At 57.7% G+C, this 24,861-nt stretch carries 16 protein-coding genes and 1 tRNA gene; 4 read left to right on the top strand and 13 right to left on the bottom strand.

Annotated features, from left to right (window positions below; all coding sequences use genetic code 11):
- Window positions 1-208: 208 nt before the first annotated feature.
- Complete coding sequence (locus tag H8F22_RS15190; protein ID WP_194940406.1) at window positions 209-4,255, top strand: helix-turn-helix domain-containing protein; 4,047 nt, start codon at window positions 209-211, stop codon at window positions 4,253-4,255.
- 1,085 nt (window positions 4,256-5,340) lie between these two features.
- Here the strand turns inward: H8F22_RS15190 and H8F22_RS15185 are convergent.
- The 5 genes from H8F22_RS15185 to rpsU form a co-directional block, all read right to left on the bottom strand.
- A tRNA-Ile gene (locus tag H8F22_RS15185) sits at window positions 5,341-5,417 on the bottom strand.
- 15 nt (window positions 5,418-5,432) lie between these two features.
- On the bottom strand, window positions 5,433-9,179 hold the full coding sequence (locus tag H8F22_RS15180) for a bifunctional diguanylate cyclase/phosphodiesterase (protein ID WP_059182070.1): 3,747 nt from the start codon (window positions 9,177-9,179) through the stop codon (window positions 5,433-5,435).
- Between the two features lie 122 nt (window positions 9,180-9,301).
- Window positions 9,302-11,149, bottom strand: coding sequence for an RNA polymerase sigma factor RpoD (gene rpoD / locus H8F22_RS15175; protein WP_027926717.1), 1,848 nt, complete (start codon window positions 11,147-11,149; stop codon window positions 9,302-9,304).
- A gap of 67 nt (window positions 11,150-11,216) precedes the next feature.
- On the bottom strand, window positions 11,217-13,193 hold the full coding sequence (gene dnaG / locus H8F22_RS15170) for a DNA primase (RefSeq protein ID WP_027926718.1): 1,977 nt from the start codon (window positions 13,191-13,193) through the stop codon (window positions 11,217-11,219).
- 482 nt (window positions 13,194-13,675) lie between these two features.
- Window positions 13,676-13,891, bottom strand: coding sequence for a 30S ribosomal protein S21 (rpsU, locus tag H8F22_RS15165; protein ID WP_002551877.1), 216 nt, complete (start codon window positions 13,889-13,891; stop codon window positions 13,676-13,678).
- 199 nt (window positions 13,892-14,090) lie between these two features.
- Here rpsU and tsaD point away from each other — a divergent pair, with 199 nt between their 5' ends.
- Window positions 14,091-15,116 (top strand): tRNA (adenosine(37)-N6)-threonylcarbamoyltransferase complex transferase subunit TsaD, encoded by a 1,026-nt coding sequence (gene tsaD / locus H8F22_RS15160; RefSeq protein ID WP_027926719.1) that lies wholly within the window; start codon window positions 14,091-14,093, stop codon window positions 15,114-15,116.
- A gap of 23 nt (window positions 15,117-15,139) precedes the next feature.
- Here tsaD and plsY read toward each other — a convergent pair whose 3' ends face one another.
- On the bottom strand, window positions 15,140-15,709 hold the full coding sequence (gene plsY, locus H8F22_RS15155) for a glycerol-3-phosphate 1-O-acyltransferase PlsY (RefSeq protein ID WP_027926720.1): 570 nt from the start codon (window positions 15,707-15,709) through the stop codon (window positions 15,140-15,142).
- Window positions 15,710-15,783: 74 nt separating this feature from the next.
- Here plsY and folB point away from each other — a divergent pair, with 74 nt between their 5' ends.
- Both folB and folK read left to right on the top strand, forming a co-directional pair.
- Window positions 15,784-16,140 (top strand): dihydroneopterin aldolase, encoded by a 357-nt coding sequence (gene folB, locus H8F22_RS15150; RefSeq protein ID WP_027926721.1) that lies wholly within the window; start codon window positions 15,784-15,786, stop codon window positions 16,138-16,140.
- The gene (gene folK / locus H8F22_RS15145; RefSeq protein ID WP_194940405.1) at window positions 16,131-16,649 is read left to right on the top strand and encodes a 2-amino-4-hydroxy-6-hydroxymethyldihydropteridine diphosphokinase; all 519 of its coding nucleotides are present in this window, start codon (window positions 16,131-16,133) and stop codon (window positions 16,647-16,649) included. The genes folB and folK overlap by 10 nt, the downstream gene beginning before the upstream one ends.
- A gap of 83 nt (window positions 16,650-16,732) precedes the next feature.
- On the opposite strand, the gene H8F22_RS15140 is transcribed toward folK, so the two are convergent.
- The 7 genes from H8F22_RS15140 to apaG all read right to left on the bottom strand — a co-directional run bounded on the left by H8F22_RS15140 (window position 16,733) and on the right by apaG (window position 24,815).
- A complete protein-coding gene (locus H8F22_RS15140) occupies window positions 16,733-17,962 on the bottom strand; it encodes a multifunctional CCA addition/repair protein (protein WP_194940404.1) in 1,230 nt (409 codons plus the stop codon).
- A gap of 63 nt (window positions 17,963-18,025) precedes the next feature.
- The gene (locus tag H8F22_RS15135) at window positions 18,026-19,588 is read right to left on the bottom strand and encodes a SpoVR family protein (RefSeq protein WP_027926724.1); all 1,563 of its coding nucleotides are present in this window, start codon (window positions 19,586-19,588) and stop codon (window positions 18,026-18,028) included.
- A complete protein-coding gene (locus H8F22_RS15130; protein ID WP_007947798.1) occupies window positions 19,585-20,856 on the bottom strand; it encodes a YeaH/YhbH family protein in 1,272 nt (423 codons plus the stop codon). Before H8F22_RS15130 ends, H8F22_RS15135 begins: the two co-directional genes overlap by 4 nt.
- Before the next feature lie 114 nt (window positions 20,857-20,970).
- Window positions 20,971-22,893 (bottom strand): PrkA family serine protein kinase, encoded by a 1,923-nt coding sequence (locus tag H8F22_RS15125; RefSeq protein WP_010467160.1) that lies wholly within the window; start codon window positions 22,891-22,893, stop codon window positions 20,971-20,973.
- A gap of 297 nt (window positions 22,894-23,190) precedes the next feature.
- Complete coding sequence (glpE, locus tag H8F22_RS15120; RefSeq protein ID WP_027926725.1) at window positions 23,191-23,520, bottom strand: thiosulfate sulfurtransferase GlpE; 330 nt, start codon at window positions 23,518-23,520, stop codon at window positions 23,191-23,193.
- A 33-nt stretch (window positions 23,521-23,553) separates the two neighbouring features.
- A complete protein-coding gene (locus H8F22_RS15115; RefSeq protein WP_027926726.1) occupies window positions 23,554-24,435 on the bottom strand; it encodes a symmetrical bis(5'-nucleosyl)-tetraphosphatase in 882 nt (293 codons plus the stop codon).
- Window positions 24,435-24,815 carry a Co2+/Mg2+ efflux protein ApaG gene (gene apaG, locus H8F22_RS15110; protein ID WP_194940403.1) on the bottom strand — a complete coding sequence of 127 codons (381 nt, stop codon included), beginning with the start codon at window positions 24,813-24,815 and terminating at the stop codon, window positions 24,435-24,437. Before apaG ends, H8F22_RS15115 begins: the two co-directional genes overlap by 1 nt.
- Window positions 24,816-24,861 lie beyond the last annotated feature (46 nt).

The raw sequence follows: 24,861 nt of genomic DNA, 5'->3' as shown, positions 1-24,861 counted from the left end.
TAGGTTCTGAAGAATAGAGGTGTCGGGTGCAGAGCGACAGTGCCGTTCTAAAAATCGACGAATGATTCCTGCCGGCCGGTATGTGAGCAACTCTAGCGCCTGCTTGATCAATTCATAACTCTAGCTCGCTGGGTTTCGCCACTTGACGGTGAAAATTAGCACTCATATATTGAGTATCAGTATTGGTACGCATAATGTGAGTGTTAGCATGAAGGCTGATCGGCGTGGTAAATACAAGCGCTTCGGTGACGAGCTAAAGCGCCTCCGCCAAGAACAAGGCATCTCCACCCACACTGAGCTTGCCAAGCTTCTGGGCGTTGCCCAGCAGACCGTCACTCGATGGGAGGCTGGCGAGTCACGCCCGCGCGCTGATCAGGTCGCGGTCGTGGCCAACGCTTTACGTGCCGATCCGCAGCGGCTTCTCGTCGTTTCGGGCCATGTAACTGAACAAGTAACGGTATCGTTTGATCAGCCGCTCCCGCTTGCATCTCTCTCGCCTGAAGGATTTCAACGCATCTGCCGTTCACTCCTAGAGGCAATTTATCCGGGGGGTAAGGTGCACGCGGCCGGTAAAACTGGGCACGAACAGTTTGGGATCGACATCGACGTCGAGCTCAAAAGCGGCGAGGTGCATTCATTTCAATGCAAGCGAGAGGCCCAGTTCGGAGCAGCAAAGGTGAAAGCCGCAGTTGAAGCGCACAAAACAGAGGCAGCACAGAAGTTCATCCTCCTTTCACGCGTCGCGAGCCCACTAGCGCGCAGCGAGGTGAAGAAACACCACGGATGGGACATATGGGATCAGGACGATCTCTCGGAGAAACTGCGCGAACTGCCAGTAGATGTAAAACGCCGCTTGGTTGATACCTACTTTCCTGGGCAGCGTTTCGCTCTTTTGGGTGAGCCATCGCCCGGTCCTTGGCTCACTCCAAACGACTTCTTCGCACCACTTGTAGTTGCCGACCGGCCATTCAGCCATCACTGGGGTCTCATTGGGAGGGGTAAGGAGTGCGAGCAGCTCGCCATTGCCCTAGAGGATCGGAAGCAGACAGTCGTGTCGTTGGTGGGGCCAGCCGGTGGAGGTAAGTCGCGCACTCTGCGAGCAGCAATCGATACCTTTACGCAAACGCATACCGGCCACACGACCCTAATTCTCTCTCCAACTGAACAAATTACGACGAAGAGCCTCGAGGACTTGGGGTATGGCGAAAAACTCCTCGTCGTTGATGACGCGCACGATCGCACTGACCTTGAGCTTTTGGTGCGCTATGCCGCGAGCCCGCATTCGAATGCGCGGCTCGTATTGGTGTATCGCCCATATGCGCGAGAGGTCATTGATCGCCAGTTGGCCCGCTATGGGTTGATGAGCGCGCCGGTGGTGCTGGAGAAGCCCACCAAGGCTGAAGGGGTTGAACTTGCTACGCATGTCTTGGAGTCACTTGGTGGGCCAACACACGCGGCCACGCTGATCGCCAACGTGGCTTATGACAGCCCGCTTTCTGTGGTAGTCGGTGCCTGGATTGTTGCCAAAGACGGAATGCATCCTGAGCTGTTCGGCTCGCACGAGGTGTTCCAGCGAACAGTCCTTCATCGATACAAGGAAGCAATTGCAAAGAGCGTTTCAACCAGTCCCAAGGATCAAGATCATATCGAGGGTATGTTGCGCGTGATCGCGCTCATCCAGCCAGTCGTGCCCGATGACCCCAAGGTGCTTGCACTCTACGAGTCAATCGAAGGGGTGAGTGCGCCAGATGCCACTCGATTGACCAAGCTCCTGATTGCATCGGGTGTATTGTTCAAACGAGGTGCGAGCTATCGACTCTCTCCTGATCTCCTGGCGGACTCAATCATCGAGTCCGGGTACATCATCGGAAGTGGCGCCTCAAATGGGCAAGCCGAGCGAGTATTTGAGGCGGCCATACCCGAGCATAAAGCCCATCTCCTCTTAAACCTAGGCCGCCTTGATTGGCGGCGTAATGAAGGTGACACGTCCAATAGTCCACTGCTGGACGCGCTATGGCGTAGCCTAAAGTGGGAGGGTGACTATGTGCAGGCGCACCTCAAGGCAGCTGTGGAAGCAGCGTATTATCAGCCGCGCCAAGCACTCGCATTTGCTCGCCGATTGATTGAGGAGGGGCATGGGGCGCACGTAGATGTTTGCCGATTGATCCGCAGCGCGGCATACAGCCTGCAGTATCTCTGGGACGCCTCGGAACTGCTCTGGGACCTTGGGCGTAATGATCGGCGCCAAATCAACCAGCACCCGAATCATCCGCTTCGGCTTCTGAGTGAGATGGCGACACCTGAGCCACGAGTTCCAATCGCATACATTGAGGGTGTCCTCGATTTCATGCTCTCGCTCGTGCCGTACGTAGATACTTGGACTGGGGTATTCACTCCGTTCGCTGTACTCGAAGGCGCCCTGGCAACGGAAGGACACTTCACTTCCAAAGCCTCCAGCCGCGCCATTACGCTCACATCCTATGGTGTTGACATTGAGTCGGTGCAGGCAGTCCGGCGCCGAATCATAGACGTCATTTTGGAGAGCTTGACGAGCGACAACAAGCGTCGCGCCTACGATGCTGCTGAGACCCTCCACAATGCGTTGCGTGGACCGATCGGAGTAATGAATCGCGCGCCCAGCGATAAGGAGGGCGCTGATTGGGAGGAGGAATTCACTGATACGCTTGAGCGAGTTAACTCCCTGATCGAACGCCAGTCCCTGCCGCCTGTAGTGCTGATACGTATCGCTGAGTCGGTGGGGTGGCATGCACACTACGCTATTGGAACAACCAAGGAGCCAGCAGCGCGCATTTTGCGCCAGCTCGACCGAGATCTGAACACTCGTGTCACTCGTGTGCTTATGGATGCTTGGGGAACCAGCACTTGGAGGCACGAGGCTGACAGGCAAGACCACAACGATGAAATTCAGGCAAAGCTTGTCGAGGAGCTTGTTCAGGCGTTCCCTGATGAGAAAGCGCTTGGGTTGTTCATTAATGAGCGCCTGGACGAACTCAAAACATATCGTCGTGACTCAGCCCAATCGACTCATGTTTTCGTTAATCGGCTGTTGAACGACCGGCCTGCATTCGCTCGTGTGGTTCTTGATGCAAGAGTTGAATTCCCTGAGAGCTCAATCGCAGAGTTCGCCTCAGTTGCACTTGCAGTGCTAATAAAACACGCACCAAGCGAAGCTAACGCTCACATTGAAGCGCTGCTAACTTCTGGGGATGCGGAGCTTTCTCTAGTCGCGCGTGCCTACACGATGGGTCTAGTCAAACTCCGCGGCTTGACCGAGTTCGATCGCTCTATTTTGAGACGCATCTTCGGCTCAAGCGACCCCGCGGTGCTGGCTAGTTCCTCGTGGCTGTTTCGCGACGTAGCCGAGCGGGACAAAAGCTTTGCAATCGAGCTTTTGGTCAATGCGAATCCTGCGTTGGCTGCTGAGTCGCCGTTGGGTATCTTCATGTGGTTCGACGATGACAAGCTCATCCCGCTTGACTCGATCGGTGAGAACGAGCTCAGTCGCATTCTCAAGTTATTTCTAAACTTACCGCGTCTGGACGACCATATCGTCCATGGGTTTTTCATGCGCGTGGCCAAACGAAGCCCTCGCTTGGTAGTTGAGCTTATAAAGGCACGCCTCAAGCAGGCAGTCGATCGAGATGACTGGCGAACGTTGCCAGTCGGCGGCACTGCATTCAACCAGCCGTCTTTAGATGTTCTGGAGCATCCCGATGGGGCTGTGCTGTTGCGAGAGGTGCTTGACTGGGCGCTCCCACAGATCGACGTGTATCGCTTCGCGCACAACCTATCTGATGTCGTGTCAGGTGTGTTCGGACTTCGGCACCCGGCGTGTACGAGCATCCTTGAAGCGTGGTGTGCTGGTGGCAACAGCCAGCACTTCAGAGTGCTCTCTTATGTGCTTCGAGACGCTCCACCATTATTTGTGTTTGAGGACAGCGCATTTGTCGCGCGAACATTGAAGGTGGCGCGCTCGCTTGGTGTATCCGTCTATCGAGCACTCAGTTCTTCGCTCTTCGCGTCTGCTGTCAGTGGTGTGCGAGGAGGTACTCCTGGTGAACCGTTCCCTGAAGACTTGAGGATGAAGGCGCAAGCTGAGGAAGTGCTTGCCACATTGAGCAGAGCTGATCCGGCGTTCGCTCTTTACGACGATATTCGCAGGCATGCTGAGGGCAATATTGAGCGCTCTCTTGCTGAGGGGCGAGCAATGGCAGAAGAGGATGCCGATGAATAGTCATCGCGATTGTTCATTCACGGCGGCTTGTCGGTTGTGTTCCTCGGATGCGCCGGTCTGGCTGCCCTCTGGCTGGTCTTTGCTGCTACCATGCGCTACAGAAGTAGCCCCTGCTTGCTGGGCTGTCTTGATGTGTAAGGTAATGAGCTACGAGTGAGTAAATAAAAAGATTTTGTTGCTTGGTTTATTGCTAGGCACAAAAAAACCCCGTCCCGTGAGGGACAGGGTATCGCGTTGTTGTAGGGGGAAGACTTGGCGGTACTAGCCCTGCAACGACTAAACCAATGCCAGTGGCAAGGGTCGTGAACGAAGTGTGGGCTATTAGGTATAGTATTACAATACCGTAAAAGCTATTGGCGGATAGCTGGCACTCGTTCTCGACACTCTTGCTATGGCGTTCTATTAAAGGAATCAGCCATGAGAGATACCAAATCTCGACGTGTTCGGCGTCGCACACCGCAGTACCTAAGAACAGTCCACGTTAGCTCCTATAACCGCACTCGCTATGGGCATCGAGAAAGTGTGTGTGAGCATTTTCGGAGCCCTCCTTGGACTCAGTTGGCGCTCGAGTTCTAGGTAACATGGGGGGTGGGAAACTACCCCTCTACCTGGCTTCGGCGTTCAAGTTTCTCTTGTAGTGCTCCCGCTGATCTCGACGATGCACCGTGCTTTTTGGCCTGGCTAATTGCTTGCCTCAAAGAGGGTGCGAATCGTGGTGGCCGCCTAGTCGGTCGCTTTGGGCTTATCGCGCAACGAAGTGGTCTGATCATCCGAGATTTCAGTCGTTCTGACTTTTCTTGCGATCCACGATTACCATTCAGAGTTTCTTAAGCAGTACGCGCGCGAGCTCGTTCGACGGTTTCATCGTGGTCGTTTTCAAAGGGTGGGTGTCAATCTCAGCTCACAAGCTACCGCTCGCCGTTCTGGGGGATTTAGCATCGGCGAAGGGGGGGCAAAGCAAAAGTTGCTGCTGATGATCACGATATGCCAAGTTCGCCGGTCACGATTTCAGTCGTGGTGATTGACCGGTGATTGATGGCAGTTTCAGTTGAGAAGGGGTGACGAGCGTAACCCCTTGATTTGTTTGGTGGGCCCACACGGACTTGAACCGTGGACCAAAGGATTATGAGTCCTCTGCTCTAACCAACTGAGCTATAGGCCCTCAGTAGGCCGCGGATTATAGCGACGGTTTCTCGGCTGTGCTATCCGAAAAATCCGATACGGCCATACGAAGAAACGTCGCGGCGAATTCGTCGGCGGGAAGAGGCGGACTCACGATGTAACCCTGGATCTGTTCGCAGCCTTCGGCGGCGAGGAATTCCTGTTGGGCCAGGGTCTCCACACCCTCGGCGATGACGGTAAATTGCATGCTGCGGCCCAGGGCGATGATCGCGCGAACGATGGCTGCATCATGCGGATCGTCAGGCAGGCCGCGGACGAACGATTGATCGATCTTGAGAATATCCAGCGGCAGGCGCTTGAGGTAGCTCAAGGATGAATAGCCCGTACCGAAGTCGTCGATGGCCAGTTGCACGCCCAGCTGTTTGAGTTGGTGCAACACCTCGAGCGCTTCTTCGGCCTGGCTCATGATGAAGTTTTCGGTAATCTCCAGTTGCAGAAAACCGGGCTGCAGATGGCTGTCCTTGAGCAGTTGCTCGATCCGTCCCAGCAGGTTGGGTTGACGCAATTGGGCGCCTGCGAGGTTGACCGAGAGCGGGCCGAGGCATTCATACACTTGATTCCACTCGTTCATTTGCCGGCAGGCGGTTTCGAGCACCCAGTCGCCGATTTGCAGAATCATGCCGTTTTCTTCGGCCAGGGGAATGAAGTGTTCTGGCGGCACCATGCCGAAGGTCGGGTGATGCCAGCGAATCAGCGCTTCGGCGCCGACCAGTCGATGGTCGTCGAGGCTGATTTTCGGTTGGTAGTGCAAGAACAGTTCGTTGCGCTCGATGGCGCGGCGTAATTCATGTTCCAGGGCCACGCGTTCGCTGGCCTGTGCGGTGAGGTCGCGCGTGTAGCTTTCGACCCGGTTTCGTCCCTTGGCCTTGGAGCGGTACATCGCGGCGTCGGCGTTCTTGACCAGGGTGGCGACGTCGCAGCCGTCCTTGGGGTACAGGCTGGTGCCAATACTGGCGCTGATGAAAAACTCGTGTTCACCGGCCTGGAACGGTGCCCCGAAGCAATTGAGCAACTTCGTCGCGATGTTGTCGGCATCACTGTTCTGTTGCAGGCCCGGCAGCAAGATGATGAATTCGTCACCGCCCAGGCGCGCGACGGTATCGATATCGCGTAACTGCTCCTTGAGGCGCACCGCGATGCCTTTGAGCAGCAGGTCGCCGACCGGGTGGCCGAGGCTGTCGTTGATGTGTTTGAAGCGGTCCAGGTCGAGGAACAGCACGGCGCCCTGGCCACCATTCTCCTGTTGGGTGTTTAGGGCGGTCTGCAGTCGGCTCTCGAACAGTGTGCGGTTTGGCAGGCCGGTCAACGGGTCGTGATGCGCCTGGTAATCGAGTTTGGCCTGAGCGTGTTTGAGGCTGGAAATGTCGGCGAACACCGCTACAAAGTGGGTGATGAACTTGTCCCGGTTGCGCACGGCGCTGATGGTCAGCCAGCTCGGGTATAGCTCGCCATTCTTGCGGCGGTTGGAGATTTCGCCTTGCCAGTGGCCTTCTGCAGTCAGTTGGTGCCACATCGCCGCATAAAACGCGCTGTCGTGAAGGCCCGAGGCAAGCAGGCGAGGGGTGTGGCCCAGTGCTTCGCTCTCGCTGTAGCCGGTAATCTCGGTAAACGCGCGATTGACGGCGCTGATGTGCTGTTGAGTGTCGGTGATCAGCACACCCTCGGCCGTGCTTTCGAACACGGTGGCGGCCTGTTGCAGCTTTTCCTGCATCAGGTGCCGCTCGGTGATGTCCCGGGCAATGGTCAACATGCAGTCTTCATCGCCAATAGGCAAAGGACGGCTCGACACTTCGCAGAGACGAATTTGCCCGTCGCTGCGGCGGATGTGGCAACTGAAATCGCGGACGAAGCCATCCCGGTGCAACAGGTCGAGCATCTGTTTGCGTTCGTTGAGGTTGACCCATATCCCGAGGTCCAGGGCTGATCGATCAACGGACATTGCACTGTTGAAGCCGGTGATGCGGCTAAAACCTTCATTGACCTCCAGCAGCAACCCGTCGCTCTGGCGCGACAACAACAATCCGTCCGGGGAGGCGTGGAAGGCCTTGGCAAATTTCTCTTCGGAGGTTTGCAGTTGTTGCTGGGTTTCCTTGAGCTGACTGATATCGCGCACCACCACCACCAGGGCTGGGGTGGTGTCGAGATCGAAAGGCTCGGCGGAAATCAGGCCGGTGAACACGTGGCCGTTACTGCGGCGAAAAGGCATCTCCAGGTTGCGGATGCTGCCGGCCTGCAATCGCTGCAACAGACCCGGCCCTACGCCGGGAATGCCCCAGATGTTGAGGTCGGTGGCGGTCTGGCCGATGACGTCTTCGGCCCTGAGGCCGATTTGCTCTTCGAACGCTTTGTTCACTTCCAGCAGGCAGCCGTCGGACAGTCGGGCGATCACCAGAATGTCCGGGCATTGCTGGAAGACCGAAGCAAATTTTTGCTCGGACAGACTCAACGCTTCTTCTGTGCGCTTGGCATCACTGATATCGATCATCAGCCCGCGCATGATCGGTTCATGGCCGTGCTCGATCAGGCTGACGATATCGCGCACCCACAGGCAGCGACCATCAGCGGTAATGACCCGGTAATCGACGCTGTGATCGCGCCCGGCCAGTACTTCGTGATCGCAGAAAGCCTGCGCCCGGGTCAGGTCCGCGGGGTGGATGATGTTGCGCCAGAAGCCCGGAATCAGCCAGTGAGACAGGGGATAACCGAGGAGCTCTTCGGCATGGGGTGAGACGTAGCTGTAGGTGAAATCACTGATCCGTGCTTCCCAGGCGATGGCCGACAAACTCTCTACCAGCCCGCGATAGTGGTACTCGCTGCTGCGCAGTTCCTGTTCGAGGTCGACCCGGCGCGCAATTTCAGAGCTCAGTCGACGGTTGATCCGGATGACCACGGCCAGCATGACCGTCAGAAACAGCAGCCCCGGCAAGCCGTAGACCAGTAAATCCGACCAGAAGGTTCGATGATCCAGGACGTTGCCCACCCAATGTTCCTGGATGGCGCTGATTTCACTTGGGCTCATGTCCGCCAGCACTTTGTCCAGAATGCCGACCAACACCTTGTTGCCGGGAGGCACGGCCATTGCCAGTTGATAGCGGTAGGGGGTTTCGCCGCTGACATAAAGCCCTTCGAGTTTGAGCTGGCGAAGGCTCCAGACGCTGGACGCAAGATCGCCCACCACCGCGTCCACTTCATCGGTGGCCAATGCTTGCAACGCCGAGCTCACATTGGGCATCGGCACCAGATTCAGGTCGGGGTGGTGGGTGCGCAACAGCTCATGGGGCGCATAGTTTTCCACCACGGCGATCTTCAGCCCGTAAAGGTCTTCGAGTTTGTGTGGTTGTGCGCCGCCGACATGGGCCAGGATGACAATGGGGAAGTCGAGATAGGGGCGAGTAAACGACAGGTACGACTGGCGCTCCGGGGTCGACATGATGCCCGGTAAAATATCCAGTTTGCCTTGCTTGGCCTGTTCCAGCACAACTGTCCAGCTGACCGGTTCGATGGGCGTGAGATTGATGGCCAAGCGTTGGCGGATCACATTGATGTAGTCCGCCGCCAGGCCCTGATAGCGGCCCTGTTCATCGCGGAACTCAAATGGCGGCCACGACGCGTCCACGCCCAGGCGCAAATCCGGGTGTGCGGTCAGCCAGCTACGTTCGTCATCAGTCAGAGTCAGCGCGCCAGCCGTTGCGGTCCAGGTCATCAGCGACAGCAAAAAAAGCACGGTCGGCAGTCTGGGCATAACGGTCTCGTTATGGCTCGGGGGAATGCTTCGAGTGTAGACGGGCTAGGCGGCAGGGGGGAGGTGCGAGGGATTTAATCTGCATAAAGCAAAACCCCCGGCCTGGGCCGGGGGTTCTGTTATTACTCGTCGAGGAAGGAGCGCAAATGCTCGCTTCTCGTCGGGTGGCGCAGCTTGCGCAGTGCCTTGGCTTCGATCTGACGAATCCGTTCACGGGTCACGTCGAACTGTTTACCAACCTCCTCAAGGGTGTGGTCGGTATTCATGTCGATACCGAAGCGCATGCGCAGAACCTTGGCTTCACGGGCAGTGAGGCCGGACAGGACTTCGCGAGTCGCTTCTTTAAGGCTCTCAACGGTGGCGACATCGATTGGCGACTGCATGGTCGAGTCTTCGATGAAGTCACCCAGATGGGAGTCTTCGTCATCACCGATCGGGGTTTCCATGGAGATCGGCTCTTTAGCGATCTTCAATACCTTGCGGATCTTGTCCTCAGGCATTTCCATGCGTTCGCCCAGCTCTTCCGGGGTCGGTTCGCGACCCATTTCCTGCAACATCTGCCGGGAAATACGGTTGAGCTTGTTGATCGTCTCGATCATATGCACCGGAATACGGATGGTGCGGGCCTGGTCGGCGATCGAGCGAGTGATCGCCTGACGGATCCACCAGGTGGCATAAGTCGAGAATTTGTAGCCGCGGCGGTATTCGAACTTGTCTACCGCTTTCATCAAACCGATGTTGCCTTCCTGGATCAGATCGAGGAATTGCAGACCACGGTTGGTGTACTTCTTGGCGATGGAGATCACCAGACGCAAGTTCGCTTCAACCATCTCTTTCTTCGCGCGGCGGGCCTTGGCCTCACCGATCGACATGCGACGGTTGATGTCCTTGATCTCGGCGATCGTCAAACCGGTTTCGGTTTCCAGCGCGGTCAGCTTCTGCTGGCAACGAATGATGTCCGGCTGCAGGCGACCAATGGCTTCAGCGTATTTGCTTTTGCCTTTGGCCAGTGCATCGGTCCAGCTTTCGTCAACTTCATTGCCCGGGAACTGGCGCAGGAAGTCGGCACGCGGCATGCGGGCATCACGAACGCAAAGTTGCATGATCGCGCGCTCTTGCTGACGCAGGCGATCCAGGGCACTGCGAACACGCTCCACCAGGCCTTCGAATTGCTTCGGAACCAGTTTGATCGGCATGAACAGCTCAGCCAGGATCAACAGCTCGGCGATTGCCAGCTTATTGCCACGACCGTGCTTTTTCAGCGCCTTGCGGGTGATTTCCATCTGATCGGAGACAGCGCCAAAACGCTGGGCTGCGATGACCGGATCCGGACCGCTTTCGGCTTCTTCTTCGTCATCCGTTGCTTCGGCGTCATCGTCGTCGGTGTCGTCGTCCGCTTTCACGGCTTTCGGATCGATCGGCGGTGGCACTTCTGCAGCAGGCGGCGCAATGCCGTCGTCCGGGTCGATATAACCGCTCAGGACGTCGGACAGGCGGCCACCTTCGGTGGTGACGCGAGTGTACTCGGAGAGAATATGATCAACCGTGCCAGGGAAGTGCGCAATTGCGCCCATCACTTCACGGATGCCCTCTTCAATACGTTTGGCGATTTCGATTTCGCCTTCACGTGTGAGGAGCTCTACCGTACCCATTTCACGCATGTACATGCGCACTGGGTCGGTGGTGCGACCAATGTCGGTCTCGACCGCTGCCAACGCTGCTGCTGCCTCTTCGGCCGCGGCTTCGTCAGTATCGGCGTCGGCCAGCATAAGGGAATCCTTATCTGGCGCAACCTCGAATACGTTGATCCCCATGTCATTGATCATGCGGATGATGTCTTCCACCTGTTCCGGATCTGAAATATCCTCCGGCAGGTGGTCGTTGACCTCCGCGTAAGTCAGGTAACCCTGCTCACGACCAAGTGTGATCAACTCTTTGATACGAGACTGCTGTTGCGCTTTTCCGGACATAACACCCTATCCACTGAAGGTCTTGGCGGGCAAAAAACAAGCCGAGGATTATACCTGAGCTATGACCTCACGCGCCAGTTGAGGTCGGGTTTGATACAGCCATATTGCGTTTTAATAGGTCGCGCATCTGATTTGCGATCTGATTTGCTTCCTCCGGGGTCAATCCCGGCTGTCTGGCTTTCCTGATAAGTACTTCCAGGCTATCCGTGTGTTGAGCGGCCGATAACCTAGTAATGGTGTCTAAAAACTGTTGTTCAAGGTTATCGCCTGCAATCAGCCATTCCTTTTCTGCCAATGCTTTGAGTAATCGTCCCTGTTCGGTCCCGTGCCAGCGTGCCATTAGCTGAATTGAGTTTAGCTTAGGATTTTTTTGCACCGCCTCGATCAAGGCCACGAGCAGTTGTGCGTAGGTATTGCTCTCATTGGCAAAATGGTTGGCGGTTTCTACCCGGCCAGCCAGGTCCGGATGATGAATGAGGGTGCGCAGCGCGATCAGCGTGGGCGCTTCGACAGCAATCGGTGTGCGCGGGGTGCTCGGTTGGTCACGATCTGCGCGCTTGCCGTTCTTGTCCCACGGTTTCTTGTCCCATTTCTTGCCGCTGGCGCCGGGTTTCTTCGGCGTCCACTCCTGCTGCGGCACATACATATCTTGTGACTGCGGCTGATGGTAGTCGCTGTAGTCCGGCATGGCGTCGTAATCCATGCCCGGATCGTATGCCGGTGGCGCATCCTGAGGGGCACTTTGCACCAGTTGGCTCACCGCTTCGCCGCTGAGGCCGGTAATTTCGGTCAGGCGCTGACGCATCAGGATGCGCAGGTTCGCGCCCGGGACTTTGTCGATCAGCGGCGCGGCAAGGGTGGCCATGTGGGCTTTGCCCTCCAGCGAGCGTGGGTCCGACTCTTCGGTCAACTGCTGGAAGAAATAATCTGCCAAAGGCTGCGCGTGCTGGTTGATTCGCGCACGGAACGCATCCGTGCCTTCGGAGCGGACCAGCGTATCCGGGTCTTCGCCTTCCGGCAGGAACAGGAAACGTGCGCGCCGCCCGTCTTGCAGGCAGGGCAGTGTCGCTTCCAGTGCGCGCCAGGCAGCATTGCGGCCGGCCTGGTCGCCGTCAAAACAGAACAGCACGTTAGGCACGACGCGAAACAGTCGCTTCAAATGCTCTTCGCTGGTGGCGGTGCCCAGGGTCGCCACGGCATTGCGCAAGCCTTGCTGGGCGAGGGCGATGACGTCCATATAACCTTCGACGACGATGATTTCGTCGAGGTTGCGGTTGTTCTTGCGCGCTTCATAAAGGCCGTAGAGTTCCTGGCCTTTATGGAATACCGGGGTTTCCGGTGAGTTCAGGTATTTCGGCTTGTCGTCGCCCAGTACCCGGCCACCGAAAGCGATGATGCGCCCGCGGCTGTCACGAATCGGGAACATCACGCGATCGCGGAAGCGGTCATAGCGTTTGCCGGTTTCGGCGTTCTCGATCAGCAGGCCGGCGTCGACCATGGCTTTTTGTTGCAGGGTATCGCTGCTCAAGTGTTTGAACAGGTTGTCCCAGCCTGGCGGAGCAAAGCCGAGGCCGAAGTCGCGAGCGATCTCTCCCGTCAGTCCACGGCCCTTCAGGTAATCCACTGCAGCTTTGCGTGATGGATGGCTTTTCAGTGCCTGACGGTAAAAATCGGCAGCGGCAGTGAGCAGCGGATACAGCGGCGAATCGGTTGGTTGTCGCGGTTTGTGCGGCCGGCCACTTTCTTCGCGGGGGATTTCCATGCCGGCGGCTTTGGCCAGTTCCTCAACGGCCTGGACGAAATCCAGGTTGTCGTGGTCCATCATGAAGCCGAGGGCGTTTCCGCCAGCGCCGCAACCGAAGCAGTAATAGAACTGTTTGTCAGGGCTGACGCTGAAAGACGGGGTTTTCTCTTTGTGGAACGGGCAGCAAGCGGTGTAGTTCTTGCCGGCCTTTTTCATTTGCAGGCGCGAGCTGACCACATCGACGATGTCGGTGCGGTTCAGAAGGTCGTCAATGAAGCTCTGGGGAATTAGCCCGGCCATGGCGTTCTCGTCATCTGCGCTGAAAGGGACCTATAACGAAGGGCGGCCGAACGTGGGTCGTTGCTTGAGGCGCGCAAAAGATGCGGCTCGACCGGTGTCGTCTGCGTAATCGCTATCGGGGAGTGTATCTGCCGAAAATCCACTGACGTTAATACCAATCAGTAATCGACTGTTTGAAAGTGTTGCGCTGAGTCCGCTGCGGCCTGTCGATGGCCTCGGATAGCTCAATAAGCGGGCACGCAAGCAGGTGCCTTGGGCTGATCGTCGTGAGAGGAATCAGTGGGTGTGCTCGTCAGTAGCCTTGGAAGGCTCGTCAGAAAAGACGTGCACCGCTGGCAAAAGAGCCAGGTCTGACGCTGTGAAGCAGATTTGTCTCGGTCGCATCTGCGGCTTCGACGGTGAAGCATCAAGCGTTTTACGCAAATGCCATTAGCCCGGCTTGGAGCCGGGCTTGGCAGAAGCTTGCTACGATCGTCTGTGTATTAGTACAGACGAACGGCGCGGCGCTGTTCGCGCTGAACTTTCTTCGCGTGACGCTTAACAGCGGCTGCTGCTTTGCGCTTACGCTCAGAAGTTGGCTTCTCGTAAAATTCGCGGCTACGAACTTCAGCCAGTACACCGGCTTTTTCGCAGGAGCGCTTGAAACGACGCAGAGCTACGTCGAAGGGTTCGTTCTCTTTTACTTTGACGGCTGGCATCCAGAGCTACCTTCATTCATTACCGGGGTCAACATCCTCGCGGCAAAAGAGCACTTGAAGACGTCGGTTTTTAAGGGTTGCGGATGTTAACCCCTCATCGCTTGGAATGCAAAGCCTCTGATCGAAAACCGCTGGTCGGGGCATCACGTGGCGACTATTATGCGCGCCTTCGAATTCAGCCTAAATAAGGCGCAAACCCATGCTAGTACTGGGATTAGAAACCTCCTGCGACGAAACCGGTGTCGCATTATATGACAGTGAGCGCGGGCTGTTGGCCGACGCACTGTTCAGCCAGATCGACCTGCACCGCGCCTATGGCGGCGTGGTGCCGGAGCTGGCCTCGCGCGACCACGTCAAACGCATGCTGCCCTTGATTCGTCAGGTGTTGGCCGAAGCTGACTGCGTGCCGACCGAGATCGACGCCATCGCTTACACCGCGGGTCCTGGCCTGGTCGGTGCGTTGCTGGTGGGCGCGTCCTGTGCCCAGGCGCTGGCCTTTGCCTGGGGTATTCCGGCCTTGGGCGTGCATCACATGGAAGGCCACTTGCTGGCGCCGATGCTGGAGACGCAACCGCCAGAATTCCCGTTCGTCGCTTTGTTGGTGTCCGGTGGCCATACGCAGCTGGTTCAGGTCGACGGAATCGGCCAGTACACGCTGTTGGGCGAGACACTGGACGATGCCGCCGGTGAGGCTTTCGACAAGACCGCGAAGATGATGGGGCTCAATTACCCGGGCGGCCCGGAAATCGCGCGCCTTGCCGAGCAAGGCGTTGCGGGGCGGTTCACGTTTCCGCGTCCGATGTGCGATCGCCCGGGCCTGGCGTTCAGCTTCAGCGGCTTGAAAACCTTCGCGTTGAACACCTGGCAGCAAAGCGTCAGTGCCGGGGACGACAGTGAGCAAGCCCGTTGCGACATCTCTCTGGCGTTCCAGCAGGCCGTGGTGGAGACTTTGACCATCAAGTGCAAGCGAGCCCTTAAACAAGCGGGCATGAAGCGCCTGGTCATCGCAGGGGGCGTCAGCGCGAACAAGGCGCTGCGCACCTCGCTGGAAAAAATGCTCGGCGACATGAAGGGCGATGTGTTTTACGCCCGTCCGGAGTTCTGCACCGACAATGGCGCAATGATCGCGTTTGCCGGATGCCAGCGCTTGCAGGCCGGCCAGCATGAAAGCCTGGCCATTAGCGTTCAGGCTCGTTGGCCGATGGAGCAATTGTCGGCGCTGTGATGAGCCGCGCTCGAGTCCGGTATTTAAAAATGCCGTTCGCGCCCGGCAAACAGGTCGCGTAGATTGCCGCGATGACGCCAGACAATCAGCCCGGTGAGCACGCTCATGGGCAGCAAGGCCGCCGGTTCCTGCCAGGCAAGCAACGGCAGGGTCAGCGGTGTGGCAATCAGTGCAGCGAGTGAGCTGGTGCGGGTCAGGTAGAACGTCAGCAGCCAGGCGCAGACCGCCAGCAGTGCCGCAGGCGGGTAAAGCCCCAGCAGCATGCCGGCAGCGGTGGCGACACCTTTGCCGCCGCGAAAGCGGAAGTACACTGGAAACAGATGGCCGATGACGGCGCAGATGCCAATCCAGGCCTGTTCTTGCAGCGAAAGGCCCGCAAGGCCGGCGATCAGCACGGGCAGCAAGCCTTTGCAGAGGTCGCCAAGCAAGGTCAGGACGGCAAGTTTTTTGCCGGCCAGGCGCAACATGTTGGTGGCGCCGGCATTGCCCGAGCCACTCATTCGCGGATCGGGATTCCCGGTCAGGCGGCTGAGCAAAATGGCGAAGGACAGAGAGCCGAGCAGGTAGGCGAGGATCGCCAGTAACCAAAACATGCTAACTATTCCGGGCGAGGACGCCCTGATTCTAACGGCGCATTGCGCCCTTGTCGTGCAGCGGAGAAAAGTGCTTGGACAGAGTGTTTATCGAGGGCCTGGAAGTCGACACCGTAATTGGTGCCTACGACTGGGAGCGAGGCATCCGACAGTGCCTGCGTCTTGATCTGAGCTTCGCCTGGGACAATCGCCCAGCCGCCGCCGGTGATGACCTGACCCTGGCGCTCGATTACGCGAGCGTTTCGTCGCGCATCCAGGCGTTTGCCGAGCAGGCGCAGTATCAACTGGTCGAGACCTTCGCCGAGCGTCTGGTCGAAGTGCTGATGAGTGAATTCAAGATCACCTGGGTGCGTCTCAAGCTGACCAAGCCTGGCGCTGTCCCGGCTGCCAAGGGCGGTGTGGGCGTGGAGATCGAGCGCGGATGTCGCTGACTCAGGTGTACCTCGGGCTCGGTAGCAATATCGAGCGTGAAACCCATTTGCAGGCGGGGCTGGACGCCTTGGCGGCGTTTTTGGTGGATATCCGCTGCTCGGCTGTCTTCGAAAGCCAGCCAGTGGGCATCAAGAGCGGGCCGTTTTTCAATTTCGTGGTGTCGGCGTATACCGATCTGCCGCTGATGGAGCTGGACCGCCGATTGAAGTTCATCGAGGCGGACAATGGTCGTTATGCGCCGGACCGCAAGGGTTTGCCGCTGGACATCGACGTCCTGTTGTTTGGTGATCTGGTGGGCAATTTCGATGGATTGATCCTGCCGCGGGCAGAGATTCTGAAGAACGCTTTTGTGTTGTGGCCGTTATCGCTGATTGCGCCGGATCGTGTGCATCCGGGCGTAGGCAAAAGCTTTGCGACCTTGTGGAGTGAAGCGCACATTGATCAGGTGTTGGCGCCGGTGGCTTTTGAATGGCGCGGCGAGCCGTTGACCCCTTCGAATTTGTTGTGAGGCGGATAACGCCGTCGCGAGCAAGCTCGGCTCCTACAGGGGTCACCTAAATCCTGTGGGAGCAGGGCTTGCCCGCGATGCTTTCAGGTAGACGCCTCCTCCTTGTAGGCTTTCAACGCTTTAAGCCGTTCACGCTTGATCGCCTCACCCAGCTCCGGCCCCTTGAATCCTTTCTCCAGCAGCGGCTGAACCGCCACACTCCGAGCTGCCGTCGCCGCCCCGCGCAAATAATCCGCCTGTGGATAACTTCTCAGCTCCAGCCCTTTGCGCCCGCGCGCGTCCATCTCGCACGCGCTGATGAACTCTTCGAACCGCTGCGGCCGGCGGTAAACGTCAAGGCTTTGCAGCAACTCCAGCAAGGTCGAAGGTTTCAGCTCCAGGGCGCGATGGCCGTGGGTGTGATATTGGCCGACCAGTAATGCCAGTTCCTGACAGTCTTTCGGCGCCTTGAAGCGTTCGTTGACCGTTTTGATCAGCTTCAGGCCTGTGTGTTCATGAGCAATATGGCGTGGCCATTCTTCCTCGGGGGTCAGCCCTTTACCGAGGTCGTGCAGCAGGCAGGCCCAACGCACGGTCAGCGGTTGTTTGTGTAGTGCCGATTGCTCAAGCACGCTCAACGTGTGCACGCCGGTGTCGATTTCCGGGTGGTGAGCTTTGGGCTGTGGAACGCCAAACAGCGCGTCGACTTCAGGCATCAACACTTTCAATGCACCGCATTCGCGTAGCACTTCAATGAACACCTGCGGCTGATCTTCCATCAATGCCCGGGAGATTTCTTTCCAGCTGCGTTCCGCAGTCAGGGCTTCCAGTTCACCGGATTCGCTGAGTTCGCGCATCAACCCAAGTGTCTCGGGAGCAACCGTGAAACCCAGCGCCGCATAACGCGCGGCAAAGCGAGCAACACGCAGGACACGGAGTGGATCTTCGGCGAACGCGGGGGAAACGTGACGGAGCAGGCGCGCTTCAAGATCACGCTGGCCATGGTAAGGGTCGGTCAGGTTTTGCTGATCGTCTTCGGCCATCGCATTGATCGTCAGGTCCCGGCGAATCAGGTCTTCTTCGAGGGTGACTTCGGGGCTGGCGTGGAAGGTAAAGCCGCCATAACCGCGTCCGCTTTTACGTTCGGTGCGGGCGAGGGCGTATTCCTCGCCGCTTTTCGGATGAAGAAACACCGGAAAGTCCGCACCCACCGGCCGAAAGCCATTGGCGAGCATTTCTTCGGCCGTGGCGCCCACCACCACCCAATCGATATCGGTGACAGGTTTGCCGAGCAGGCGATCACGTACTGCGCCACCGACTTTATAAATCTGCATAAAAAACCTCCGTTAGCTCGACAGAATAACCGTTGCGTCGAACTTGCGGAGGTTCAAACAGGCTCAAAGATGAATGACGGCCAAGTCCAGTCGGCCGTAATCCCCTTCGCTGTGCTCGCTTCTGGGGGGTACATGGTGGGTTTTCATCACCTGATCCCCTTGCAGCGTTTCCAGGTGAATATCGAAGCCCCACAACCGGTGCAGGTGCTTGAGCACCTCCTCGGTGGATTCGCCCAGCGGCTTGCGGTCGTGTTGCTGGTGACGCAGGGTCAGGGAGCGATCTCCACGCCGGTCGATGCTGTAAATCTGCACGTTGGGCTCGCGATTGCCCAGGTTGTACTGCGCCGCCAGGGTTTCACGGATGATGCGGTAGCCTTCTTCATCGTGGATCGCGGGTACGAGCAGGTCATCCTTTTGGTCGTCATCGAGAATGCTGAACAACTTCAGGTCGCGGATCACTTTCGGTGACAGGTACTGCAGGATAAAACTCTCATCCTTGAAGCTGCTCATGGCGAACTTGATGGTCGACAGCCAGTCGGTGCCGGCAATTTCCGGGAACCAGTGGCGATCTTCGTCGGTGGGGTTCTCGCACATGCGCCGGATATCCCGGTACATGGCGAACCCCAGGGTGTAAGGGTTTATTCCGTTGTAGTAAGGGCTGTCAAAACCGGGTTGAAACACCACGCTGGTGTGGGATGTCAGGAACTCCATCATGAACCCGTCGGTGACCAGGCCTTCGTCGTACAGGTCGTTCATCAACGTGTAGTGCCAGAACGTGGCCCAGCCTTCGTTCATCACCTGGGTCTGACGCTGTGGATAAAAATATTGCGCGATCTTGCGCACGATCCGCACGATTTCCCGCTGCCACGGTTCCAGTAGCGGCGCGTGTTTTTCGATGAAGTACAGGATGTTTTCCTGAGGTTCAGCGGGGAAGCGTGCATTGTCCTTGTCGCTGTACTTGTCCGCGCCTTTGGGAATGGTGCGCCACAGGTCGTTGATCTGTTTCTGCAGATGCTCTTCCCGATCCTTTTGCCGACGCCGTTCTTCTTCCGCGGAAATCGGATAAGGGCGTTTGTAGCGGTCGACGCCGTAGTTCATCAACGCGTGGCAGGAGTCGAGCAAGTCCTCCACGGCGTCGATGCCGTGGCGTTCCTCGCACTGCATGATGTACTGCTTGGCGAACACCAGGTAATCGATGATCGAACTGGCGTCAGTCCAGGTGCGGAACAGGTAATTGCCTTTGAAAAAGCTGTTGTGCCCATAGCAGGCATGCGCCACGACCAATGCCTGCATACAGATGGTGTTTTCTTCCATCAGGTAAGCAATACACGGATCGGAGTTGATCACGATCTCGTAGGCCAGCCCCATCTGCCCACGGCTGTAGGATTTTTCGGTGCTGAGGAAGTGCTTGCCGTAGGACCAATGGTGATAGCCCAACGGCATCCCGACAGAAGCGTAGGCGTCCATCATCTGTTCAGCGGTGATCACTTCGATCTGGTTAGGGTAAGTATCGAGGGCATACCGAGCCGCCAGGCGACTGATTTCCTTGTCGTAGGCCTGGATCAGCTCGAACGTCCATTCGGAGCCGGTGGAAATGGGTTGGCGCTTCTGCTCTTTGGCGGTCATGTCACTAACCTGCGCTGGAAGAGTTCACGGAAGACCGGGTAGATATCCCCGGCCGAGACCAGTTGCTGCTGGGCAAAAGTGTCAGAGAAGGCTTCGGCGATGCGTTCGTACTCGAACCACAGGGCCTGATGTTCGCGCGGGGTGATCTCAACGTAAGTGTAGTACTGCACGAACGGCATGATCTGGTTGATCAGAATGTCGCGGCAGATCGGTGAATCGTCGTTCCAGTTATCGCCGTCGGACGCCTGGGCGGCGTAGATATTCCATTCATTGCTCGGATAGCGCTCGGCCATGATCTCCTGCATCAGCTTCAAGGCACTGGAGACGATGGTGCCGCCGGTTTCGCGTGAATAGAAGAACTCTTCTTCATCCACTTCCCGGGCGCTGGTGTGGTGGCGGATGAACACGACGTCGATCTTGTCGTAGTTACGCTTGAGAAACAGGTACAGCAGGATGAAAAAGCGCTTGGCGATGTCCTTCGTCGCCTGGGTCATGGAGCCGGACACGTCCATCAGGCAGAACATCACGGCCTTCGAGCTGGGGTTGGGCTGCTTGATCAACAGGTTGTACTTGAGGTCGAACGTATCAAGAAACGGCACGCGATGAATCCGTGCGCTGAGTTTTTCTATTTCGGCTTCTATTTTCTGGATATCGCCGAAATTGTCCGGTTCTTCCTGCTTGAGTCGCAGCAGTTCCTCTTTGGCTTCACGCAGCTTGGCGCGGCTGCTGCCGGACAGGGCAATGCGCCGTGCATGGGCCGAGCGCAAGGTGCGAATGATGTTGATGCGCGATGGGTTGCCTTCGTTGCTGATCCCTGCGCGTACCGTTTTGAAGGTGTCGGTACCGGTCAGGTTGCGTTTGACCAGGTTCGGCAGCTCGAGGTCCTCGAACATGAATTCGAGGAATTCCTCCTGGGTGATCTGGAAGACAAACTCGTCCATCCCTTCGCCCGAGTTGCCTGCCTTGCCGGGGCCTCTGCCACCGCCCCCTCCGGGCGGGCGGGCAATGTGCTCGCCGCTGGTGAATTCCTTGTTGCCGGGGTGCACGACGGTTTGCTTGCCGCCACGGCCATGGTGAAGCACCGGCTCGTCGATATCGCGGCCGGGAATGCTGATCTGTTCGCCGTGTTCCATATCGGTAATGGAGCGCCGGCTGACCGCCTCTTCGACAGCCTTTTTGATGTGATCACGGTAACGTCGCAGAAACCGCTGACGGTTCACCGTGCTCTTGTTCTTGCCATTGAGACGTCGGTCGATCACATAGCTCATAGGGCCCTCCGGGCGGCTTCAAGTTGTGAGCTACAAGCTGCAAGTAGAAGCTGCCCGGATATCAGGGCTTACGCGCTTTTTCTTGCCGCTTGTAGCTTATGGCTTGCCGCTGCGTCATTGCGATTTCCGGACCCGTAGGTACCATTCGGAAAGAAGCCGTACCTGTTTGTCGGTGTAGCCGCGCTCGACCATCCGTGTGACGAAGTCGTTGTGCTTCTGCTGGTCCTCTTTGCTGGCCTTGGCGTTGAAGCTGATGACCGGCAGCAGGTCCTCGGTGTTCGAGAACATTTTCTTCTCGATAACCACCCGCAGTTTTTCGTAACTGAGCCAGGTCGGGTTCTTGCCGTTGTTGTTGGCCCGGGCGCGCAGGACGAAGTTGACGATTTCGTTGCGGAAATCCTTCGGATTGCTGATGCCGGCCGGTTTTTCGATTTTCTCCAGTTCTTCGTTCAGGGCCACTCGGTTGAGGATTTCGCCGGTTTCCGGGTCGCGGTATTCCTGGTCCTGGATCCAGAAGTCGGCGTACAGCACGTAGCGATCGAAGATGTTCTGGCCGTATTCGCTGTACGATTCGAGGTAGGCGGTCTGGATCTCCTTGCCGATGAACTCGATGTAGCGCGGTGCCAGGTATTCCTTGAGGAAGCGCAGGTAGCGTTCGCGGGTTTCGGCCTGGAACTGTTCCTGTTCGATCTGTTGTTCCAGCACGTACAGCAAGTGCACCGGGTTGGCGGCGATTTCGTGCGGATCGAAGTTGAAGACCTTCGACAGGATCTTGAACGCGAATCGGGTCGAGAGACCGTTCATGCCTTCGTCGACACCGGCGTTGTCGCGGTATTCCTGGATCGACTTGGCCTTCGGATCAGTGTCCTTGAGGTTTTCACCGTCATACACGCGCATTTTCGAGTAGATGTTCGAGTTTTCCGGCTCCTTGAGGCGAGAGAGCACGGTGAACTGGGCGAGCATCTTCAAGGTATCGGGCGCGCAATGGGCCTTGGCCAGGGAACTGTTGAACAGCAGTTTGTCGTAGATCTTCACTTCGTCGCTGACCCGCAGGCAATACGGTACTTTGACGATGTAGATCCGGTCGATGAACGCTTCGTTGTTCTTGTTGTTGCGGAAGGTGTGCCATTCCGATTCGTTGGAGTGGGCCAGCAGGATCCCGGTAAACGGAATCGCGCCGAGGCCTTCGGTACTGTTGTAGTTGCCTTCCTGGGTAGCCGTCAGCAATGGGTGCAGCACCTTGATCGGCGCCTTGAACATTTCGACGAATTCCATCAGGCCCTGGTTGGCCCGGCACAGTGCGCCCGAGTAGCTATAAGCGTCGGCGTCGTTCTGTGGGTATTCCTCCAGTTTGCGGATATCGACCTTGCCCACCAGTGCCGAGATGTCCTGGTTGTTCTCGTCTCCCGGCTCGGTTTTGGCCACGGCGATCTGATTGAGAATCGACGGATAGAGTTTCACTACGCGGAACTGGCTGATATCGCCGCCGAACTCGGCCAGGCGCTTGGTGGCCCATGGCGACATGATGGTGTTGAGGTAGCGCCGCGGAATGCCGAAGTCTTCTTCGAGGATCGCGCCATCTTCAGTGGCGTTGAACAGACCGAGGGGCGACTCGAATACCGGTGAGCCCTTGATCGCGTAGAAGGGCACTTTCTCGATCAGTTGTTTCAGCTTCTCGGCCAGGGACGATTTACCGCCACCGACGGGGCCGAGCAGATAGAGGATTTGTTTCTTCTCTTCCAGGCCCTGAGCCGCATGGCGGAAATACGACACGATCTGGTCGATGCATTCTTCCATCCCGTGGAAGTCTTCAAAGGCCGGATAGCGGCGGATCACCTTGTTGGAAAAGATTCGCGACAGTCTCGAGTTGGTCGAGGTGTCGAGCAGCTCCGGTTCTCCGATGGCCAGCAATAGACGCTCGGCTGCGGAGGCGTAGGCGCTGCGGTCCTGTTTGCACAGCTCAAGATACTCTTGCAGCGAGAGTTCTTCCTGGCGTGTGGACTCGAAGCGTTGTTGGAAGTGGCTAAAGATACTCATGACGTCACCTCGCTCGATACGTGGAGCCGACGCCGGATCACTCAGTCGATGCTGGCAGCAACCGAACAGGCGGTCGCTGTTTACCCCCCAGAACTCTAACGGAGCTGACTACTCCGAAAGCTACTCCCGATGACCCGCGCGCCGGTGTACCGGCTCTCCCCTGTTTTGGATGGCCTGCGCTTAAGGATAGTTGCTAATTCGGGAGGTAAAGGCGAGATACGCAATTAGTTGTGGCACACCGTTCGTCTGCCACCGCGCGAGCCCACGGGGGGCGGGGGCTCGCAGGTTACAAAAAAATTATTCGGAGGTACCTTGCGCGGTTTCCGCAGGATACGTCGTACGCCACAGCTCAAAACCGCCGTCCATGCTGTAGACGTCGGAGAAGCCCTGGCTGATGAGGTAGGCGGCGGCACCCTGGCTGGAATTGCCGTGGTAGCAGACCACTACGGTCGGCGCGTCCAGGTCTGCACCCTGAATAAAGGCATGCAGGGAATGATTGTCCAGATGCTTCGAGCCGCTGATGTGCAGCGCGGCATAGGTTTGCGGATCGCGGACGTCGACCACCACTGCGCCTTGTTCGCGCAGGGCTTGTGCCTGTTCCGGGGGGATACGTTTGAATTCGCTCATGGCGGGCTCCTGTGGCTCGGCTGATAGCGCAGCCTAGCGCGGGGCGCTGGCTGGGGTTTGTTCGGTAAGGGGGGGAGTGACGGCGGGTTCACTGTGGCCCTGATCGTTGCATTGGCACTGCAGGCGTTCGAAGGTGTCGACGTTCATCAGGGTCATGGCTCCACCCCAGACACAACCGGTGTCGAGCGCGAAGATCCCCGGTTCGTCACAGTTGCCTTCGAGGGCCGCCCAGTGGCCGAAGATGATCTTCAGGCCCTTGGTCTTGCGTTCCTTGTACGTGAACCATGGCTTGTAGCCTGGTAGCGCTGTGCCGACGCCTTCCTTGCTCTTGAGGTCGAGTTTGCCCTCGCTGGTGCAGAAACGCATGCGGGTGAAATAGTTGGTGATGACGCGCAGGCGGGTCACGCCCTTGAGGTCGCTATCCCATTTCACCGGTTCGTTGCCGTACATGCCGTCGAGGTACGGGGCGATGCGGTTGTCGTCGCGCAGGGCCTCTTCAACTTCGGCGGCGCACTTCAAGGCTTTGCGCAATGACCACTGCGGTGGAATGCCGGCGTGCACCAGTGCGATATCGCGCTGTTCGTCGTAGTGCATGAGCTTTTGCTGGCGCAGCCACTCCAGCAGCTCCGCGCAATCTGGCGCTTCGAGGATCTCGCGCAGGGTGTCGGCTTTCTTCAGGCGTTCAATGTTGTACCCGGCGGCCAGCAGGTGCAGGTCATGGTTGCCCAGTACGCACACCAGCGATTCACGAATGCCATAGAGAAAGCGCAAGGTTGCCAGCGACTGCGGGCCGCGGTTGACCAGGTCGCCCACCAGCCAGAGACGATCCTTGGCCGGATCGAAAGCGACTTGCTCAAGCAGGCATTGCAGGGGCTCGAGGCAGCCCTGCAAGTCACCAACGACGTACGTTGCCATTAGTGCAAGGCTCCGGGCACCGCCAGGCGGAATGGAGCGATGACGGCGTCGAAATGCTTACCGTCGTCGGCAATCATCTGATAGGTGCCTTGCATGGTGCCGACCTTGGTGGTCATGACCGTGCCGCTGCTGTAGGTGTGGTTTTCGCCGACCAGGATCAGCGGCTGCAAGCCTACGACGCCCGCACCCTTGACCTCCTCGACATGCCCGTCACCGTCGGTGATGACCCAGTGCCGCGACAACAGTGTGGCCGGTAGCTTGCCGTTGTTGTGCACGGTAATGGTGTACGCAAAAGCAAAGCGGTTTTGCTCGGGTTGCGATTGTTCTGCCAGATAGCGGGTGACGACGCTGACGTCGACCTGATAAAGAGGATCGGACATGCAAGAGGCCTTAAAAACGAAGCGGGACGCGGGGCGTAGCTGATGG

This window comes from Pseudomonas mucoides (genome assembly GCF_015461845.1).
GTDB classification, from domain to species: Bacteria; Pseudomonadota; Gammaproteobacteria; order Pseudomonadales; family Pseudomonadaceae; genus Aquipseudomonas; species Aquipseudomonas mucoides.
This window is presented reverse-complemented; position numbering and strand designations above follow the sequence as displayed.